The 20,813-nt window shown below is 34.8% G+C and carries 17 protein-coding genes; 3 read left to right on the forward strand and 14 right to left on the reverse strand.

Going from position 1 to position 20,813, the window contains the following annotated elements:
- Positions 1-125: 125 nt before the first annotated feature.
- Entirely contained in the window at positions 126-302 is a 177-nt protein-coding gene (locus BMY18_RS21280; protein WP_207647447.1) for a hypothetical protein, read from the reverse strand.
- A 306-nt stretch (positions 303-608) separates the two neighbouring features.
- On the opposite strand from BMY18_RS21280, the gene BMY18_RS12995 reads away from it, so the two are divergent.
- Both BMY18_RS12995 and BMY18_RS13000 read left to right on the forward strand, forming a co-directional pair.
- Positions 609-1,190, forward strand: coding sequence for an RNA polymerase sigma factor (locus BMY18_RS12995; protein ID WP_092454720.1), 582 nt, complete (start codon positions 609-611; stop codon positions 1,188-1,190).
- Positions 1,135-2,592: a hypothetical protein gene (locus BMY18_RS13000; protein ID WP_092454722.1), complete on the forward strand. Its 1,458-nt coding sequence runs from the start codon at positions 1,135-1,137 to the stop codon at positions 2,590-2,592. The genes BMY18_RS12995 and BMY18_RS13000 overlap by 56 nt, the downstream gene beginning before the upstream one ends.
- Before the next feature lie 86 nt (positions 2,593-2,678).
- Here BMY18_RS13000 and BMY18_RS13005 read toward each other — a convergent pair whose 3' ends face one another.
- The 3 genes from BMY18_RS13005 to BMY18_RS13015 are packed head-to-tail and all read right to left on the reverse strand — an operon-like array spanning position 2,679 to position 6,865.
- On the reverse strand, positions 2,679-3,563 hold the full coding sequence (locus BMY18_RS13005; protein WP_092454724.1) for a mechanosensitive ion channel family protein: 885 nt from the start codon (positions 3,561-3,563) through the stop codon (positions 2,679-2,681).
- Positions 3,564-3,609: 46 nt separating this feature from the next.
- Positions 3,610-5,976, reverse strand: a complete 2,367-nt coding sequence (gene glgB / locus BMY18_RS13010; protein ID WP_092454726.1) for a 1,4-alpha-glucan branching protein GlgB — start codon at positions 5,974-5,976, stop codon at positions 3,610-3,612.
- Between the two features lie 40 nt (positions 5,977-6,016).
- Positions 6,017-6,865 carry an alpha/beta hydrolase gene (locus tag BMY18_RS13015; protein WP_092454728.1) on the reverse strand — a complete coding sequence of 283 codons (849 nt, stop codon included), beginning with the start codon at positions 6,863-6,865 and terminating at the stop codon, positions 6,017-6,019.
- A gap of 183 nt (positions 6,866-7,048) precedes the next feature.
- Here BMY18_RS13015 and BMY18_RS13020 point away from each other — a divergent pair, with 183 nt between their 5' ends.
- Complete coding sequence (locus BMY18_RS13020) at positions 7,049-8,416, forward strand: putative bifunctional diguanylate cyclase/phosphodiesterase (RefSeq protein ID WP_092454730.1); 1,368 nt, start codon at positions 7,049-7,051, stop codon at positions 8,414-8,416.
- A 264-nt stretch (positions 8,417-8,680) separates the two neighbouring features.
- Here BMY18_RS13020 and BMY18_RS13025 read toward each other — a convergent pair whose 3' ends face one another.
- From BMY18_RS13025 to tgt, 10 genes are all read right to left on the reverse strand, one after another.
- The gene (locus BMY18_RS13025) at positions 8,681-9,913 is read right to left on the reverse strand and encodes a DUF1015 domain-containing protein (protein WP_092454732.1); all 1,233 of its coding nucleotides are present in this window, start codon (positions 9,911-9,913) and stop codon (positions 8,681-8,683) included.
- A 157-nt stretch (positions 9,914-10,070) separates the two neighbouring features.
- The gene (locus BMY18_RS13030; RefSeq protein WP_092454734.1) at positions 10,071-10,871 is read right to left on the reverse strand and encodes a hypothetical protein; all 801 of its coding nucleotides are present in this window, start codon (positions 10,869-10,871) and stop codon (positions 10,071-10,073) included.
- A gap of 68 nt (positions 10,872-10,939) precedes the next feature.
- Positions 10,940-11,107, reverse strand: coding sequence for a hypothetical protein (locus BMY18_RS21095; RefSeq protein WP_170841400.1), 168 nt, complete (start codon positions 11,105-11,107; stop codon positions 10,940-10,942).
- 287 nt (positions 11,108-11,394) lie between these two features.
- A complete protein-coding gene (locus BMY18_RS13040) occupies positions 11,395-12,558 on the reverse strand; it encodes a phosphoglycerate dehydrogenase (protein WP_092454738.1) in 1,164 nt (387 codons plus the stop codon).
- A 2-nt stretch (positions 12,559-12,560) separates the two neighbouring features.
- Positions 12,561-13,643 carry a 3-phosphoserine/phosphohydroxythreonine transaminase gene (serC, locus tag BMY18_RS13045; RefSeq protein ID WP_092454740.1) on the reverse strand — a complete coding sequence of 361 codons (1,083 nt, stop codon included), beginning with the start codon at positions 13,641-13,643 and terminating at the stop codon, positions 12,561-12,563.
- 91 nt (positions 13,644-13,734) lie between these two features.
- Positions 13,735-15,426 carry a biosynthetic-type acetolactate synthase large subunit gene (gene ilvB / locus BMY18_RS13050; RefSeq protein WP_092454742.1) on the reverse strand — a complete coding sequence of 564 codons (1,692 nt, stop codon included), beginning with the start codon at positions 15,424-15,426 and terminating at the stop codon, positions 13,735-13,737.
- Between the two features lie 470 nt (positions 15,427-15,896).
- On the reverse strand, positions 15,897-17,570 hold the full coding sequence (gene ilvD / locus BMY18_RS13055) for a dihydroxy-acid dehydratase (protein ID WP_092454744.1): 1,674 nt from the start codon (positions 17,568-17,570) through the stop codon (positions 15,897-15,899).
- Between the two features lie 112 nt (positions 17,571-17,682).
- Positions 17,683-18,765, reverse strand: a complete 1,083-nt coding sequence (gene leuB, locus BMY18_RS13060; protein ID WP_092454746.1) for a 3-isopropylmalate dehydrogenase — start codon at positions 18,763-18,765, stop codon at positions 17,683-17,685.
- A 328-nt stretch (positions 18,766-19,093) separates the two neighbouring features.
- Positions 19,094-19,393, reverse strand: a complete 300-nt coding sequence (yajC, locus tag BMY18_RS13065; protein WP_170841401.1) for a preprotein translocase subunit YajC — start codon at positions 19,391-19,393, stop codon at positions 19,094-19,096.
- 180 nt (positions 19,394-19,573) lie between these two features.
- Positions 19,574-20,716, reverse strand: a complete 1,143-nt coding sequence (gene tgt / locus BMY18_RS13070) for a tRNA guanosine(34) transglycosylase Tgt (protein ID WP_092454747.1) — start codon at positions 20,714-20,716, stop codon at positions 19,574-19,576.
- Positions 20,717-20,813 lie beyond the last annotated feature (97 nt).

Raw genomic sequence — 20,813 nt, forward strand, 5'->3', positions numbered from 1 at the left:
GAGTAACTTCCTGGAACCTTTTTTCTATTCTATATAAATATACTTGCAATTCATACATGCTGCATTTATGATTCTATTAATTGGAAATATATAACATGCGTTATGCCTCTAAATGGCCAATATATTTAATATGTAGCCTTTTTTATACCCGAGTGGACATTTTTTTTACTCAACATGAAGCCTTTCCCCCTTTCGAGTGGACAATTTTTTCCCGCTCCGCATGAAGCCTTTGCCTTTGCCTTTGCCTTTGCCTTTGCCTTTGCCTTTGCCTTTGCCTTTGCCTTTGCCTTTGCCTTTGCCACCAACATTAACCTTCTACCACCGTGTCGCCCGTGAATATAAATTTATAATGATTCATTTTGACTAGACCGGCTGAAAGCAACGCCAATGTTTTGTCAAGACTCAGATGAAAATCGAACGAAGTGAGACTTTTCATCATCCCTGAGGCTTGTAAAAAACATGTTGCTTGAAGGAAAGGCGTCAAAATAAATCATTATAAATTTATATTCACTCAACACCCTCCCGAATTTTATTCCATGTCACAAAAGCAACCGCTGATTTGTTATTATTAATAGAACGTTCAAAAATATAACAGGAAGGGACATCAGATGATAACCATTAAGAAAAGTAATCTTAAAAAGATGGAACAATTATATGAATTATATGAATCTAAGATGTATTCCGTGGCTTATGGAATATTAAAAAATGTTGCACAGGCCGAGGATGTTGTACAAGATTCATTTATGAAGCTAACTGATTATCTTGACAAAATTAAAACTGTAGATGATAGCAAAACAAAATGGTTAGCAATAACAATCGTTAAAACTACAGCAATCAATGTATATCGTAAAAACCAAAGGGAATCTTGGCTTTTCGAGTATATTGAAGAACAAGAAATGGAAGATCCCCACAATGTTATAGAAACCAAAATTATAAATATGCATAATCATGATATGCTTGAATCAGTAATGTTAGATATGCCTGAAATATATAAGCAAGTAATAAAGCTTAGATATTTCTATGAATTATCAACAATAGAGATATCTGCGCTAACTGGTGTTGATAACCGTACAATAAGGAAACGTATTGAACGGGCTAAAAAATTTATAATTGATAGAATTGGAGGATCTGAGAATGAAGAAAAAGCAGAACAATATGCAATGCTTAGGCAAAAAAATATCTATAGATGAATTTGATAAGGATGATTCAATTCACACTTTTTCAGACAGCTATGAAAATAATAAGAAGGATCTATTAAATAAAATCAAATTAAAGGATAACATAAAAAATACCACAAGAAGAAAAGCCCTTATTGCGGCGGCCTGTGTAGCTATACTTTGTATCCCAGCATCAGTATTTGCAGCAAATGCAGTTATAGAAGGTTTAAGGGTAAATAAGGAGCAGACTAATAAATATGCAGTCGAATATAATTTTGAAAATGATGCAACACAAGGAAATGTAAACTCAGAATTATATCACTCAAACGTTAAGTTTCAATATGGTTACTTACCAGATGGTTATAAAGAAGATCAACCTCCTAGTAATAAATTTTCATTCGATGGTAGTTGGTTTTCAAACCAAAATATATCCGTACTTTTAAATGGTGTGGATGACAAATCGAAATTCTCTTTTGCCAATGTTTTAGAAACAACGGATATAACCATAATTAATTATAATGCATCTTTGTTACATTTAAATGCTACTGATATAAAAGATTTCAGTAAGATACTTTTAGTATTTTATAATGATTATGGGTATACGCTTCAAATATATGCACAGGAGAGTGTACCGGATGATGAACTAATTAAAATTGCTGAAAATTTACAATTAGTTGCGTGTAGCAAAGAGGAAGCAATCTCAGTTTCTTACAAAACTTCAACGGTAGCTACTGTTTCAGCACCAACTGTTTCATCAACAGTAACAAATAATGTTGATGATAGTAATTTTTTAAACAAAGGTGATTCCTTTAAGGGTATTAACACTACTCAATATAATTCACCGGATTTAACATATACTGTTCAAAATGTTGAAGTCAGAGACTCCATTAAAGATTTAGATATTTCTGGATTTGGATATGATTATGAGAATGTAAAACAAAATGTCGATTCTGATGGGAATTTAGTACCATTTATTCAAAAAATAATCACTAAAGGTGATGGCCAAACCAGTGTAGATACAATCGTTGGGCAAACTTCAAGTGATTTAAAGCTAATATATGTAACAATGAAAGTTAAAAATACAAGTGATCATTTAGTCGATCAAGTGAAAATAACTCCACAGATTTGCTGCCTTTTGAATAATAACGGGACATTAAGTTTACCCGCTAGTAACAAATATTCAAGTAAAGCTGGATTCGGTGAAGGCTGGAGTGTATATTGTTCAAAATCTACAATGTATAATGATAATCCAAATTCAACAGAGTCAAAGCAATTGCTTATCCAAAGAACCTCAATTCAGGCGAATGAAGAATTTGAATATCATGTAGCTTATATCGTAAATGCAGAAAATATGAATAATATGGTGTTATTCTTCAATGCAAAAGGAAGAATAGTAGCAAACGACACACAACAAACGATTATTAAATTGTATTAATATCTTACTTGCCTATTTATTAGTCATCGTTAAGACAAAACATAAGAAACGGGATTGCTAGCGCAATCCCGTTCCTTATGTTTTACTTATATTATAACATCTGACTCTTTTTTTAGATTGATATCCATTTTATTAAACGGAATCTCAATTCCATTATCATTAAACACTTCAAGAAATCTCTCAAGAAGTTCACACTTCGTATCCCAATAATTCCCGGTATTAACCCAAGCTCTTGTTTCAAGAAGCACACGACTATCCTCAAGGCTCTTGACAATCACGGTAATTTCTTGATCCTTGAATATCTGTGGTTGATCTACTAAAATATCATGCAATAATCCTTTCGCTTTCTTAATATCAGAGGTGTACCCAATCGGAATCTCAATATCAATTCGCCTTGTATCTTGCGAACAGACATTTGTAACACTTGAATTAGCAAGCGTACCATTTGGTATCGTAATCGTCTTATTATCAAGTGTGAGTAGTTTTGTATATAATAAATCAATTACCTTTACGGTACCTTCATTTACTCCAGATACAATATAATCGTCAACTCTGAACGGCTTAAATATGAGTATCAGAACTCCACCTGCAAAATTTGACAGACTTCCTTGTAATGCAAGTCCAAATGCAAGTCCAGCCGTACCTAACAATGCAACAAATGTACTTGTTTCAAATCCTAATATTTTGATGATCTGAATTAATATTATTATATATGCAGCAAATCGCGTAAGAGAACATAAGAACTTAACAACGCCTGTATCTAATCCTGTTTTTCCCAATGCTTTGTTCATTATCTTTACGCCTAATTGTATTAATTTCTTACCGATAAACCATATAACAATTGCTAAGATAAGCTTCCACGCATATAGTTGCACCCCCGCTAGGAAGCCATTTCGTATATTCTTTAAATTTTCTACCGAAAAGAATTCAATTACTTCAGTTGGTGTTGTCGTCAAATAAAATATATTCATTTTTTATATCGCCTTTCAGATAGCTTTCATACTTGAAACTTTCATATTAATTAGGTAGTATTTTAATCTTCTTTTTCACATTTGTTTTTGATCCAGATTTTTCTCCACCAGTTTTTTTAATTTCATTATGGTTGTTGCCTGACTTCGTTGATTTTTGCTTGGGTTTTACAACCGTATCCTTTATAAGCTTAACTTCATCCTCTTGTGTAAATGGAATAAATCTTAAAACGGATATTCCAAGCGGTGGCACTGTAATTGTGATAGAATCTTTCTTGCCATCGCATGGTTCTTCTTTTGAATTCTTAATTCTAGCATTGACTTTTCCTTCTCCGCCATATTTTACTGCATCGCTGTTAAATATTTCTTTATATTTACCTCGCTTATTAACGCCAACTTGATACTTAACTCTAGTTACAGGTGTGAAATTTGCAATTATCAAAAGTTCTTCTCCATCAGAAGCCTTTCTCACAAATGAAAGTATTGTTTCCTCTACTGCACTATTGTTAATCCACTGAAATCCATTTGTGGTATAATCCTGCTCATATAAAGCTTGCTCACTAACATATAGTTTATTCAGATCTCTGACATATAGCTGCATGTTTGCGTTATTAATATCCTCTTCTAGAAGGCTCCATTGAACATTGTTTAATTGAGACCACTCGTCATATTGTCCAAAATCCTGTCCCATAAATAATAATTTCTTACCTGGATGCGTAAACATATAACCATAGGTAGCCCTTAAGTTTGCAAACTTCTGTTTTGATGAATTCCCAGGCATCTTTTCAATCATGGATTTCTTACCAACCATAACTTCTTCATGCGAAATACCAAGTAAAAAGTTCTCACTATAAGCATAAATCATGCTAAATGATAGCTCGTTATAATATCCCTTTCTATAAATAGGATCTAGTTTCATAAATTCTATAAAATCATGCATCCATCCATTATTCCATTTGTAATCGAACCCAAGTGATTCTTCTTCAACTTTGCCCGTAACCCTTGGCCAAGCTGTAGATTCCTCTGCAATCAAAATGATACTATGATTGCGCTTTTTAAAAATCGAATTCAGATGCTTCATAAGTTCAATTGCTTCAAGATTTTCTTTGCCACCATAGATATTGGCAATCCACTCTCCTGCATTCTTCCCATAATCACGATATAGCATCGGTGCAAATTCATCCATTTTAATTCCATCCACATGATAATGTTCAACCAGCATCAACGCACTTCCAATAAGAAAGTTACTAACCTCTGGCCTGCCATAATTAAATAAATATGTATTCTTGTCTGGATGTGAATTTAGCCTAGAATCCGCATACTCATAAAGACAACTGCCATCAAATTCAGATAGCCCATATGAATCTTTTGAAAAACGAGACATTACCCAATCAATAATAACACCAATTCCTGCCTGATGAAGCTGGTCAATCAAATACTTAAAGTCATCCGGATTTCCAAATCTACTTGTGGGCGCATAAAATCCCGTTACATGATATCCAAGTGATTGGTCAGATGAAAATTCATTGACTGGCATTAATTCAACATGTGTATATCCCATATCCTTCACATACGCAATTAACATAGGTGCTAATTCCCTATAGTTATAGTATTTTCTCTTATCATCAGGCTTTTTAAATGATCCTAAATGTATCTCATATATAGACATCGGCCTTTCAAATGAATTAATAGAAACGTTACTATCCATCCACTTTTTATCATTCCATTGATAATTTTCAATATCATATACAACGGATGCTGTGTTAGGTTTTACCTCTGAATAAAAACCATATGGATCAGCTTTGAGCATTACAAGCCCACCTTTGCATTTCACCTCATATTTGTATATGTCATTCACTCCAATTCCCGGAATAAAAATATCAAATACTCCACTTTGTCCAAGCCTTCGCATCTGATAATCTCTTCCATCCCACAAATCAAAATCTCCTACAACACTTATCCGTAAAGCATTCGGTGCCCAAGCCGCAAAATTCACTCCGCTGACTCCATCAATCGTCATGACATGCGCACCCAACATCTTGTAAACACTATAATTGACGCCCGCATTAAATGCTTTTAAATCAGCCTCTTTAATAACTGATTTAAAATTATATGCATCCATTATTTCAGTTTTTTTACCATTTTTATCTTCAATGATCAATGTATAATTCTGTGTCTTTTTACCGGGTAACAACAAGGCAAAAAATCCAGCCTCATCTACCTTTTCCATCTCATATAACTTATTCTTTTCTATTACTTTTACCCATACGCATACAGCCTTTGGCTTAAAGGTCTGTATTAAGAAACCGCTATCACACACATGACCACCTAGTAAATCATGTGGTTTATCACATTCTGAATATACTATACTTTCGATTTCTGGCCAATTCATAAGCCTATACAAATTTTTGTCCATCTAATCTCCCCCCCTATGCTAACAATTATCAAGCTTATATTTATATGTTCTTTTCCACCCATACTTTAAACATATCTACCCAGCATGCACATTCCGGCTGAAATTTACTTCCGTCCTTCATATCCGTTTCTCTAGTTGCTAATCCAAGTCCATGGCTTCCATTTGGAAATATGTGTAACTCAAAAGGAACCTTGTTTTTCCTCAATGCATTTGCAAATAGCAATGAATTTTCCATTGCCACTGAACCATCTTGAACTGTATGCCATAAAAATGTAATTGGAGTATCTGCATCTACCCTATTTTCCAAAGAAACCAATTCTAATTTTTTATCATAATCTTTCCCAAGAATTCTTACAAATGATGGGCGATGAGCATATTCACCAGAAGTAATTACTGGATATCCAAGAAGTATTCCATTCGGTCTAATATCTTTTTGTGTTAATTTGAGCGTGTTATTTACAAAATCTTTTAGTATATCTTTATTCCACATTGTTCCAAGACTTGCGGCAACATGTCCCCCCGAAGAGAACCCTGCAATAACGATTTTATTAGGATCAATGCTCCATTCATCTGCGTGTGCTCTTGCGTATGCAATTGTATATGCCGCTTCAAACAGTGCACATGGAAGTTCATTCGGAATAAGACTGTACTTTAAAATACATGCATTAAATCCAAAACTATTCATCTTAATTGCGATTGCCTCACCTTCACGAGGTGAATGATGCTCATAGCCACCACCTGGACAGATAATTACAAGTGGACGCTTCCGTTCTCCTTGATATTCGGGATAGCTATCTAAAATATAAGTTGTTATTATTGCTTTATTATCATTATGTTTGATTTCTAACGCCTCATAATCAATATCGATATTAATTGTCTCGTGTAACATATTATTTCTCCTTTTTTTAGATGAATATAATCAGTTAATAACAAAAATTATACAATGTTTTTATGAAATAGTAAAGGCAAAATCTAATTGTACTTTTGTTCATTTTGTGGTAATATCTTAATTAATCAATAGTTTTTTTGAGTATATTCAACAACTACTTGTACAGGAAGGGACTCTTCTTATATGGAAAATAATGATATCAAAAAAATAATAGCTCCTTCGCCGATGATGACTGAAGATGGCAAAAACGAATTATATTTATATTCTCTAAAAAAAATGGCAGATCGTAATGCAGAAGTTGACCGTTACTCTCTCACAGGATTATATGGTAATGTAGCATTTTTCTATAAAGCAAATGAATGTCTTCACACCCATCTAGGTAAACAATATGCACTTATACGAATGGATATATATCGATTCAAAACCATTAATGAATTCTGCGGGCGGACCGAGGGTGATAAGTTACTAGTTTATATTTCAGACTGCTTTAAAAAATATGAAGCTGAAGATGCAGTTGCAGGGCATTTGCGTGCTGATATTTTTGCATTGTGTACCCCTTATAAAACAGACCAAGATTTAATTAATATAGTACATGATATCGCCCAAAAAATTGAGAGCTTTCCGCTTCCTTGTAAGATTTTGCCAGCATTTGGAATATGTAAATCTGAATTTGGCATGGATATTAGTCTTTTAATCGATTACGCAAATCTTGCACTGCAGACAGTAAAGGGACGTGTTTTTTCATGCTATGCATTTTATGATGAAACATTACGTCAACAGTTATTATATGAAAAGAAAATCGAAAATGAAATCATACCAGCTTTAAACAATCATGATTTAGAAGTATACATACAGCCCAAAGTAAATATGCTTACCAAAGAAATCATTGGTGGAGAGGCCCTGCTTCGCTGGAATCACCCACAGGATGGATTTTTATTACCGATTCAGTTTATTCCTGTACTTGAAAAGAGTGGCTATATTGTAGATGTCGACAAATATGTTTGGGAAGAAGTATTTCATTCCCTCCGCCAATGGATAGACAAAGGCTATAAAGTTGTTCCTATCTCATTAAATGTTTCTAGGTTACATTCCTATCAAACTGATTTTGAACAAGTATTATATGGACTAGCTGAAAAATATAATATTTCTCGTGATCTGGTTCAATTAGAGTTAACCGAAAGTGCATTAACCGAAAATACTGAACTTGTATTGAAAACAATGAGTAATTTACAAAAAAATGGTTTTTACCTATCAATGGATGATTTTGGATCTGGTTATTCTTCTATGAATATGTTAAAAGATGAACCGATAGATGAGATTAAGATTGACCGTGTGTTTTTAAGTGATATTTCCACAATAAAAAGTCGTATTATTATCAAGCATATGATTTCCATGATGACTGATTTAAACATCAATATTATTGCCGAAGGAATTGAAACCCTTGAGCAAGCTGATTTTATGCTTGAATGCGGATGCTACAGAGCACAAGGCTTCCTATACTACCGCCCAATGCCAATGTCAGAATTCGAAAAATTACTACAACTAATTTAATTACTTTTATTTCTTTAACATCTTTTACTTCTTTTACGCTTTTTACGCTTTTTACGCCCTTATTCATTGGATTGTCACAACAGACCAGAAAAAGGCTTGTATAGTTCCTCAACTGTCCGCATTTGCCGTTACAGCCATGCGATATTGTCTTCAGGCGGTTGACACCATTTTCACGGTGTCTAACCGAATGCAGACAATATCGCATGGCTGTAGAGGCAATAGCGAACAAGAGGAACTATACAAGCCTTTTTCGTCCGTCCGTCCCTAAATCCTATGAATAAATATCCCACTTCTGAGCTTTGGTTCAAACCAAGTTGACTTTGGTGGCATTAATTTGTCTGCATCCGCTACAGCAAATAATTCTCCAATTGATGTAGGATACATTGAAAATGCAATTTTCATATCATTCCCGGTTCTTCTTTCAAGTTCTTCAAGCCCCCTAATACCACCAACGAAATCAATTCTCTTATCTGTTTTAGGGTCATTAATTCCAAGTATCGGTGCAAGTAGGTTATCTTGCAAAATTGCCACATCAAGTCCTTTTACTGGGTCGTCTGAAATAATTTCTTTAGAAGCTGTAAGAAGATACCATTCATGATCAAAATACATTCCAAATGTTGCTTTTCTTGAAGGTGAAACCTTTTCTGTCTTTTTCTCAATCGTAAAATATTTACTTACTTTTTCAAAAAATACTTCTTTTGAATCTCCATTCAAATCTTTAACAACTCTATTATAGGGCATAATCATAAGCTGTTCATCTGGAAAAAGAACTGAGAGGAAGAAATTATATTCTTCCTGACCTGTGAAAGCTGGATTAGCCTCTCTTCTGTGCATACCAACCTTAACCGCTGATGCAGCCCGATGATGTCCGTCTGCAATATAAATCTCATTAATAGTAGCAAATGCTTTTTGAATCTTATCAATAGAATCAATGGCTGATATCTTCCATACTGTATGTTTTATGTTATCATCTGAAGTAAAATTATATATTGGATCATTCTTTCTGGCTTTTTCTACTTCTTGATCAATAACTATATTATCCCTGTAAGCAAGGAATATAGGACCTGTCTGAGCATTGCAAGTATCAACATGTGTAATTCTATCAATTTCTTTGTCTGCTCTTGTATTCTCATGTTTCTTAATCACGTTATTATTATAATCATCAATTGAAGAACAAGCAACGATACCAGTTTGAATACGACTATTCATCGTGAGCTCATATATAAAATACGCTCTTTCCTCATCTAGAACAAATGTACCATCTGCAATCATACCTTCTAGTAACTCTTTTGCTTTCAAATACACTCTTGCATCATAAGTGTCAACACTATCATCAAATTGTGTCTCTGCTCTATCTATTTTTAGGAATGATAAAGGTTCTTTTTTAACTTCATCGCAGGCCTCTTGCCTGTTATACACGTCATAAGGTAACGCTGCTACCCTGCTTACGAATTCTTGTTTAGGTCTTACACATAAAAATGGTTTTACTACTGCCATGTGATATTTTCTCCTTGGGTTATCTTAATTAGGCTATTATACCATAAAAACCACTCATAAAGAATATGTAATTTATTACTATTGAGCATTGTTTTAGTATTTATTGAGCATTATTTAGTAGCTATTGAGCATTATTTAATAGCTATCGAGCATTAAATTAGCATTGAATAGATGAAAAAGAAGATTCAATATCGTTCGTTTTGCATATGAATGCTTCTTGATACTTGCCTAGCGAAATATCATACTGTACCGTTAGTCTATCCTCATCATCTGTATCATCTTCCTCTTGATCATTTTGTTTATCTTCATCTGTTTTTAATTTATTTACACTATTATTATGATGATTTGCTTCTTTATCTGTTGATGGAAGATGTTTGTAGCTGTCAGTTCTCTTAAATTCTTCTATTGTATAATTTACAGTATTTATTAACTTTTCTCTTATTGGATTATTTTTACCAATACTACTCATTGCAAATTCTTGAATTCTTTGAGCTTCTTCCTTTGATCTACAATTCTTTAATTGACTCTCTACTGATTTTCTTTTTATTTCAATTATTTTAGCGTAAAGATATAGCAATGGTTCATTCTTTTGCAAATAAGCAATCTGCTTAGGCGTCAGTGGTCTTCCAGATTGAAGCCTTGCATTAATTTTTCCTAAATACTTCTGCTTCCCCTTATCACTATCAATACCACTACCACCACTACCAACCACACCGTAATTTAAAAGTCCCTTTATTTGCATTGCAACATCCTGTAACATGAATCCACCCTCAGAAATACTATCCACATTAGCTTCATCCCCAATACTCTGCAGCATACCAGTCTCATAACTATTAACCTCATTAATATTAACCCGATTCCCATTAGCCACACCAGCGTCAGCCCGACTAATATTAACCTGATTTTTATCGAATATATTAACACTATTCCTCATCAAAAATGTATTCATTCCCATCATATATCTTCCCCCTACCCTTCCCTATCAACACACCTATTCCCCCGCTGTTGATTCATCTATTGATTCGCCTACTCATTCATCTGTTCATTCGTCAGTTCATTCATCTGTTCATTCATCAGTTCATTCATCTGTCCATTCATCTGTCCATTCATCTGTCCATTCAACTGTCCATTCAACTGTCCATTCAACTGTCCATTCATCTGTCCATTCATCTGTCCATTCATCTGTTCATTCATCTGTCCATTCATCTGTTCAATATATCGGCAGATACATATATTTCATTACCCTTACGCCCTTACGCCCTTATGTGGCGCCCGATTTACTGTGATTCCGGGATTACGTAGAAAAACCTTATGTAGGTCCCCTATTGTCCGCCTTTGCCGTTACAACCATACGGGATTGTCTGTAGGCGGTTGACACTTCAGTGTCAAACCGAATACAGACAATCCCGTATGGTTGTAGAGGCAAGAGCGAACAGGAGGACCTACATAAGGTTTTTCGTCCGTATTCCAACTCACATAAATTACTTAATAACTCTTACTTTTATTACACCCTCAATTGCTCTAATTTCCTTTACAATATCATCTGTAATTGCTTTATCTAGATCAAATAATGAGTAAGCATAATTGTTTTTACTCTTATTCATCATATCTGAAATATTGATCGCTGTTTGGCCAAAGATTGATGTAATCTTGCTAATAACTGCAGGAACATTCTTATGATTAACTGCGATACGTCCAGCTTTTTCACATATGCCCATATCACATGAAGGATAATTAACTGAATTATTGATATTACCATTTTCAATATAATCTCTAATTTCTTGAACTGCCATTATTGCACAATTATCTTCTGATTCCTCAGTTGAGGCTCCAAGATGAGGAACAACAATTGTACCAGGCATTCCTGCTGTAGTTGTGTTAGGGAAATCAGTTACATAACGTTTCACTTTTCCGGAAGCTAAAGCTTCTCCGATTTCTACTTCATTTACCAGTAGATCTCTTGCGAAGTTAAGTATTACAACACCATCTTTCATCATTGCAAATGCTTCTTTATTAATGTTTTCTTTTGTGCTGTCCATAAGAGGAACATGAACTGTAATAAAATCGCAATTTTTGTAGATATCTTCTACAGCACTAATATGTTTTACGCCTCTTGATAAACTCCATGCTGATTTTACTGAAATAAATGGATCATATCCATAAACTTCCATACCAAGTGAAACAGCTGCATTCGCAACGATAACACCAATTGCTCCAAGTCCGATTACACCTAGTTTTTTGCCTTTGATTTCAGTTCCACCAAATTTTGATTTTGTTTTTTCTGCAAGTGCTGCAATATTTTCATCATCTTTTACTGTTTGAACCCAGTTAATGCCTCCAACAATATCACGTGATGCGAGTAATAATCCAGCAATAACCATTTCTTTAACACCATTTGCATTTGCACCTGGAGTATTGAATACTACAATACCTTCTTCAGCACATTTATCAAGTGGAATGTTGTTAACACCAGCGCCTGCTCTTGCAATTGCCTTGAGGTTAGCTCCAAATTCCATATCATGCATTTTTGCACTTCTTACAAGAACTGCATCTGCTTCTTCAAATGAAGCTGCTTTGTTATAATCAGCTGTAAGTCCATCTAAGCCAATTGCTGCTATTTTATCTAAACAATTAATATTTATCATTATTATGCATTCTCCTTTTCGAAGTTTCTCATGAATTCAACAAGTTTTTCAACACCTTCTATTGGCATTGCATTGTAAATACTTGCTCTCATTCCGCCAACTGATCTGTGACCTTTCAGGCTTTCAAGTCCAGCTGCTTTTGCTTCTTTTACAAATTTTGCATCTATTTCTTCATTTCCTGTAACAAATGGTACGTTCATAAGTGAACGATCTTCTTTGACTACAGTACCTTTAAATAATTTGCTCTCATCAAGAAAATCGTAAAGGATCTTAGCTTTACGTTGATTGAGTTCTTGCATAACTGTAAGTCCACCCATCTTCTTTAACCATTTAAATACTTTACCGCAGATATAGATACCATATGCAGGTGGAGTATTATATAATGAGCCATTGTCTGCATGAATCTTATATTTTAACATAGTAGGAGTTCCTGGAAGTGTATCCTCCGTGATTAAATCTTCACGAATAATTACAATAACAACACCTGCTGGTCCAACATTCTTTTGAACGCCACCATAAATAACGCCATACTTGCTAACATCTACTGGCTCTGATAAGAAACAAGAAGAAACATCTGCAACCAAAGTCTTACCCTTTGTATTCGGTAACGTTTTATATTTTGTACCATATATTGTATTGTTTTCACATATATATACGTAATCCATATCATCTGTAATAGCAAGATCTGAACAATCTGGAATATATGAAAATGTTTTGTCTGCTGAAGATGCAAGTTCCACAGCTTCACCAAATATTTTAGCTTCTTGATAAGCTTTCTTAGCCCATTGTCCAGTAACAACAAAACCAGCTTTTTTGTTTTTCATAAGATTCATAGGAATCATAGCAAACTGCTGTGATGCACCACCTTGTAAAAATAGGACTTTATAATTATCTGGAATATTCATAAGTTCTCTTATATCAGCTTCTGCCTCATCGATAATTTGTTGATAAGGTTTCGATCTATGACTCATCTCCATAACTGACATTCCTGTACCTTTATAATCCAGCATTTCTGCTGCGGCTTCTTGTAATACTTCTTCAGGCAAAACGGCTGGCCCTGCTGCAAAATTAAAAATTCTTCCCACTTCTTTTTCCTCCTAAAATTCATATATTTTTTATTGTATGGTAATATCAACTGAGTGTCAACACTAATTTGATAAAAAATTAACAACATAACTAAATTTCTTTATTTTTTTTATCTAGATCTTCTTTATTAAATGCTTCTGAAATAGCAGCACCTGGTGCAACCATAGGAAACACTTTTTCTTCTCTATCAATAATACAATCAATTAAAACAGGTATATTAAGTCTAATTGCTTCCCTAATTACTGGTTCCAGTTCTTCTTTCTTAGTAACTCTATATGCTTTTGCTCCCATTGCTTCAGCCAGTTTAACGAAGTCGACTTGATCATCTAATACTGTAGACGAATATCTTTTATTGTAAAAAAGATCCTGCCATTGTCTGACCATACCAAGAACATGATTATTAAACACAACCTGAATAATCGGGATATTATATCTTGTAGCTGTAATCAATTCATTCATATTCATTCTAAAACAGCCATCTCCAGCAATATTAATAACCAGCTTATCTTTACAACCAACTTTTGCTCCAATACATGCGCCAAGTCCATAACCCATTGTTCCAAGTCCACCTGAAGTAAGAAATGTTCTTGGTTTTTTAAACTTATAAAACTGTGCTGCCCACATCTGATGTTGTCCTACATCCGTTGTAATTATAGCATCACCATTTGTCACTTCATAAATTTTTTCGATAATATATGGGCCTGTAAGTTCCTTTTGATTGTAAGTCAGCGGAAATTTGTCTTTATATTCTGAAATATGACTAGTCCATTCAGCTCTATCCGTTTGTGTTGTTTTCGCATTTAATATTTTAAGTATTTCTTTTGCATCTCCAATTACGCTTGCATAGGTTTTAATATTTTTGTCAATTTCTGCTGCATCAACATCAATTTGTAAGATTTTTGCTTTACTTGCAAATTTTTTAACATTACCAGTAACGCGATCAGAAAAGCGTGCGCCAATCGTAATCAGCAAGTCACATTCTGATACGCCAAAATTAGATGCTTTCGTTCCGTGCATACCAAGCATTCCTGTATATAATGGATCTGAGCCATCAAAGGCACCTTTACCCATTAAAGAATCAGTTACAGGTGAATCAATTTTTTTCGCGAACTCTCTCAATTCATCTGACGCTTCTGAAATGATAGCACCACCGCCAACAAATATAAATGGTCGCTTTGATTCATTGATTAGTTTTACTGCGATATCAATATCATCCGCTTTAATTGTATCAGTCTGTCTAAGAATCGCCTCAGGAATCACTTTGAAATAGTCACAAATATCTGCCGTAACATCCTTTGTAACATCAACCAAAACCGGTCCTGGTCTTCCTTCCATTGCAATTGTAAAAGCTCTTCTAATTACATCTGCAAGCTTAGTAACATCTTTTACTATAAAGTTATGTTTCGTTATAGGCATTGTAACACCTGTTATGTCAATTTCCTGAAAACTGTCTTTGCCCAGAAGTGATACGGTAACATTAGCAGTAATCGCTACAACTGGAATTGAATCCATATAAGCTGTTGCAATACCAGTTACAAGATTAGTAGCACCAGGACCTGATGTAGCCAGACACACGCCCACCTTACCAGTTGCTCTAGCATAACCATCGGCCGCATGCGCCGCACCTTGTTCGTGTGATGTCAAAATGTGTAATATTTCATCAGAGTGCTTATATAACGCATCATAAACATTAAGTATAGCTCCACCCGGATAACCAAACACAGTATCCACACCTTGTTCCTTCAGACACTCCACAATTATTTCTGACCCATTTAACTTCATACTCCAATTCCTTTCATCTCAGTATCTTGACCTTAATCTCTTGACCTTAATCTCTTTGACCTCAATCTCTTGACCTCAATCTCTTGACCTTAATCTCTTGACCTTAATCCCTTGACCTTAATCTCTTTGACCTTAATCTCTTGACCTTAATCTCTTGACCTTAATCCCTTATTCCTAAATCAATCGCAAGCCTTCGTCTCTTGCTTTCAATCTCCTGCCCTTAATCTCTTGATCTTAGTGTCAAACTTAATAAAAACGTAGCCATGAATATTGCTTTATCATTATACATTTCCCCGTAGACCGGCTGAAAGCAGTGCTAATGTTATGTCAAGACTCAGATGAAAATCGAACGAAGTGAGACTTTTCATCATCTCTGAGGCTTGTAAAGAACATACTGCTTGAAGGAAAGGCAGGGGCAATGCATAATGATAAATCAATATTCATTCGATACCTTTTATTTACTTTGCCACTCAGATCTTCCCAGGCACAACCAGAACGGCTCCGCGATTACCCGAAGTAACCATCGCTGCATATCTTGCCAAGTACCCAGTTGTAATATTAGGTTCTTTCGGTGTCCATGCTGCTCTTCTTATTGCAAGTTCTTCATCGGACACATCCATATTAAGTGTATTTTCTGGAATGTTAATCTTAATGATGTCGCCTTCTTTCACTAAGGCAATTGGTCCACCTACTGCTGCTTCTGGAGAAATATGTCCAATAGATGCACCTCTTGACGCACCACTAAATCGACCATCCGTAATAAGTGCAACGCTTGATCCAAGTCCCATTCCAGCAATTGCTGATGTTGGATTAAGCATCTCTCTCATACCAGGTCCACCTTTTGGTCCTTCATAACGAATTACCACAACATCGCCTGCTACTATTTGATTGGACTTTATTGCAGCAATTGCATCTTCTTCACAGTCATATACTCTTGCTGGCCCTTCATGGACCATCATTTCAGGTGCTACAGCAGAACGTTTCACGACACCTGAATCAGGTGCTAAATTACCTTTCAAGACTGCAATTCCACCTGTTGCACTATATGGGTTATCAATTGGTCTAATAACTTCGTGATTTTTGTTAATACATCCTTTGATATTTTCTCCAACTGTTTTTCCTGTAACTGTAATAAGGTCAGTATAGAGCAAACCTTTCTTATTAAGTTCATTCATAACAGCATAAACACCACCGGCATCATTGAGCTCTTCCATATAAGTATGACCAGCTGGCGCAAGGTGACAAAGGTTAGGCGTTTTTGCACTAATGTCATTCGCCATTTCTAGGTTGATATCAATCCCAGCTGCATAAGCAATTGCTGGAAGGTGAAGCATACTATTCGTACTGCAGCCCAAAGCCATATCGACTGTTAATGCATTGATAAATGCTTCATTCGTCATAATATCCCTAGGTCTGATGTTCTTTTCTAACATTTCCATAACTTTCATGCCTGCATGTTTTGCAAGTTTGATTCTCTCTGAATATACGGCTGGTATTGTTCCATTTCCTTTGAGTCCCATACCAAGGACTTCAGTTAAACAGTTCATACTGTTAGCTGTATACATACCAGAACATGAGCCACATGTAGGACATGCTTTATTCTCATACTCTGACAAATCTTCTTCTGTAATCTTGCCAGCTGCAAATTCTCCAACCGCTTCAAACATACTTGAAAGACTTGTCTTGTGTCCTTTTACTTTACCTGCAAGCATTGGTCCTCCACTTACAAATACGGTAGGAATATTAAGTCTAGCTGCTGCAATAAGGAGTCCAGGAACATTTTTGTCACAGTTTGCAACCATAACAAGTGCGTCAAACTGATGTGCCATTGCCATACATTCTGTTGAATCTGCAATCAAATCTCTTGTTGCAAGTGAGTACTTCATACCGACATGTCCCATTGCAATCCCATCACATACTGCAATTGCAGGAAATACTCTAGGATTACCGCCTGCCATAGCAACTCCTAATCTAACTGCTTCAACGATTTTATCCAAATTCATATGTCCAGGTACAATCTCATTATATGAGCTAACAATACCAATTAATGGTTTATTCATTTCTTCTTCAGTCAATCCCAACGCATTAAACAATGATCTGTGTGGTGCCTGTTGTGTTCCTTTTAATACTGAATCACTCTTCATAATTATAATTCTCCTTTTTGTTTTTTCATTAATAATTTTATTTCTACTATAAGTTTAATTTATAATTTTATTAAAGTCTATTTCAAAACTTTATTTTATATACTTTAGAATATCAAACACGTTCAGCAACTAGGTCACCCATCTGTGTTGTTGAAACTTTTTTCATACCCTCTGACATAATATCACCAGTTCTATAATCTTCTTTCAGTACTTGTTTAACTGCCGCTTCCACTGCATCAGCTTCCTTATCAAGATCAAATGAATATCTTAGCATCATAGCTGCTGAAAGGATTGTTGCAATAGGATTCGCAATATTTTTCCCAGCAATATCTGGTGCTGAACCGTGACTTGGTTCATAAAGACCTAACTTCGTTTTTCCAAGACTAGCTGATGATAACATTCCAATGGAGCCCGTAACCATACTTGCTTCATCTGACAAGATATCTCCAAACATATTCTCCGTTAAAATGACATCAAACTGGCCTGGATTCATTACAAGTTGCATCGCACAATTATCCACTAACATATCTGCAAGCGTCACTTCTGGATAATCTATGGATACTTCTTTCACAACTTTTCTCCAAAGTCTTGACGAATCAAGTACATTAGCCTTATCCACACTAATTACTCTCTTATTTCTCTTCATTGCTATTTCAAATGCTTTGATTGCAATTCTTCTAATCTCATTCTCATCATATGTAAGAATATCTGTTGCTTTCCAAACACCGTCTACCTTTTCAGTATGTCTTTCACCAAAATAGAGGCCTCCTGTCAACTCTCTCATGATTACCATGTCAAAGCCTTCACCGATAATTTCATTTTTAAGTGGACATGCATCTTTGAGTTCATCATATAAATATGCAGGTCTAATATTGGCAAATAATTCAAGCTCCTTACGAATTTTTAATAGTCCAGCTTCTGGTCGAAGATTTGGCGCTACATCATACCATTTTGAATTACCTACATTACCGCCAACAGCGCCTAGAAGGACTGAGTCACTAGCCTTTGCAATCGCTAGTGCTTCATCAGAAAGTGGCACTCCATAAGCATCAATTGAACAACCACCCATAAGTATATCTGTGTAATTAAATGTATGTCCAAATTTGATTCCAATCGTTTCTAAAACTTTTCTTGCCTCTCTAACGATTTCAGGTCCAATACCATCGCCAGCAATTACTGCTATGTTAAAATTCATAAATACACCTGTTTACCTTTCTCATATATAATAAATATATCATTTTTACGCTTAGCTATAAAAGCCTATTGTCTTATATGATATCGCAAAATCACATTATTTTCAATATATAATTTCTTGATTTTCTATTCTTATATCTGCAACCGATAGCTATGATAATATTTTTATAATGATTAATATATAATTCTATTATTGAATAGCAATATTTTTTAACCATTTGACATGAAAGAGCATAACAAAAAAAGCTCCATAAAGAAGAATGCTCATTTTCCCACGAAGGTATATGAGTTCCAATATTATGAAACCTTTTGTTAAAAATATTATAAAATTACAGCGCTTGTTTTTCAACTTCAACAATTGCTTTTTTCTGCATTGGAATTCTACAGTTCTTATTATTGCCAAATTCAACAATTACTGTATCATCTGTTATATCAATAATTGTTCCGTAAAAACCACTTGTCGTAAGTACAAAATCTCCAATTTCCATTGAAGAAACAAGATCGTTTAACTTCTTTTGTTGTTTCTTCTGTGGTCTAATAGCCATGAAGTACATTAAACCTCCCAAAAATATTACATAAAAAATGATTAATCCAATCATATTTGTGGGACTGCTTGTAAGTAATGCCATAATAAAATTCCTCCTGATTGATTTCTTATTTTATATAAAATCTATTTTACATAGACTTTAAATCACATTTAACTAACGCTTATAATATCCACTTACTATTATAATTTTTACTAACGATTATAGTTTTTACTAACCATTATAGTTTTACTAACCATTATAGTTTTACTAACCATTATAATTTTAACTATCATAAGTTTTTAAACATTCTAACTTATCCTTCTTATACTGTGCATAATTGCCTGCATCAATTGCATCTCTGATTTCACCCATAAGATGATTGTAAAAATACAAATTGTGTAAGACGCAGAGTCTCATTCCTAACATTTCCTTTGCCTTCATTAGATGTCTGATATATCCTCTGCTGTAATTCTTGCAGGCAGGGCACTGACAACCTTCTTCGATTGGCTCAGAGTCTGTTTCAAACTTGGCATTAAATATGTTAATCTTGCCAAATCTAGTATATAAATGTCCATGACGACCATTCCTTGATGGGTATACACAATCAAAAAAATCGACACCTCTATCAACTGACTCTAGTATATTAGCTGCTGTTCCAACCCCCATAAGATATGTTGGCTTATTTTGTGGCAAATATGGGACCGTCTGCTCAATGATTCTATACATCTCCTCATGAGATTCTCCAACTGCAAGTCCACCTAATGCGTATCCCGGTAAATTAAGATCAGCAATAACCTTTGCATGTTCTATTCTAATATCCTCATATGTACCGCCTTGATTAATTCCAAATAGCATCTGATTCTTATTGAGTGTATCTGGAAGTGAATTGAGTCTGTCCATTTCTATGACGCATCTATTTAACCATCTTGTCGTTCTGTCTACGGAATCTTGCATATACTCCCTAGTTGCTGGATGTGGTGGGCACTCATCAAATGCCATTGCGATTGTTGAAGCCAAATTAGATTGAATCTGCATACTTTCCTCTGGGCCCATAAATATCTTACGTCCATCTATATGTGAATGAAAAGTTACGCCTTCTTCTTTGATCTTTCTCATACCTGCTAATGAAAACACCTGAAATCCACCTGAATCAGTAAGGATTGGTTTGTCCCAATTCATGAACTTATGGAGTCCACCCATTTTTCTAATTACATCATCACCTGGTCTTACGTGCAAATGATAAGTATTAGATAATTGAACCTGAGTTCCAATTTCTCGTAAATCAGTTGTTGCCACAGCTCCCTTAATAGCGGCTACAGTTCCAACATTCATAAATACAGGAGTCTGAATCACACCATGTACGGTATGAAGTTCTCCTCTTTTGGCCAAGCCATCCGTTTTTAAAAGTTTATACGTATTTTCCACAATTTCTCCTATAAAGCAAATCACTAATCATGTTTAGAAATACGCTATATTTTGTACATCTCTTTGCACAAATCATAGTATACAAAATATGGTTACT

The organism is [Clostridium] fimetarium (assembly GCF_900111235.1).
In the GTDB taxonomy this organism is placed as follows: domain Bacteria; phylum Bacillota; class Clostridia; order Lachnospirales; family Lachnospiraceae; genus Clostridium_N; species Clostridium_N fimetarium.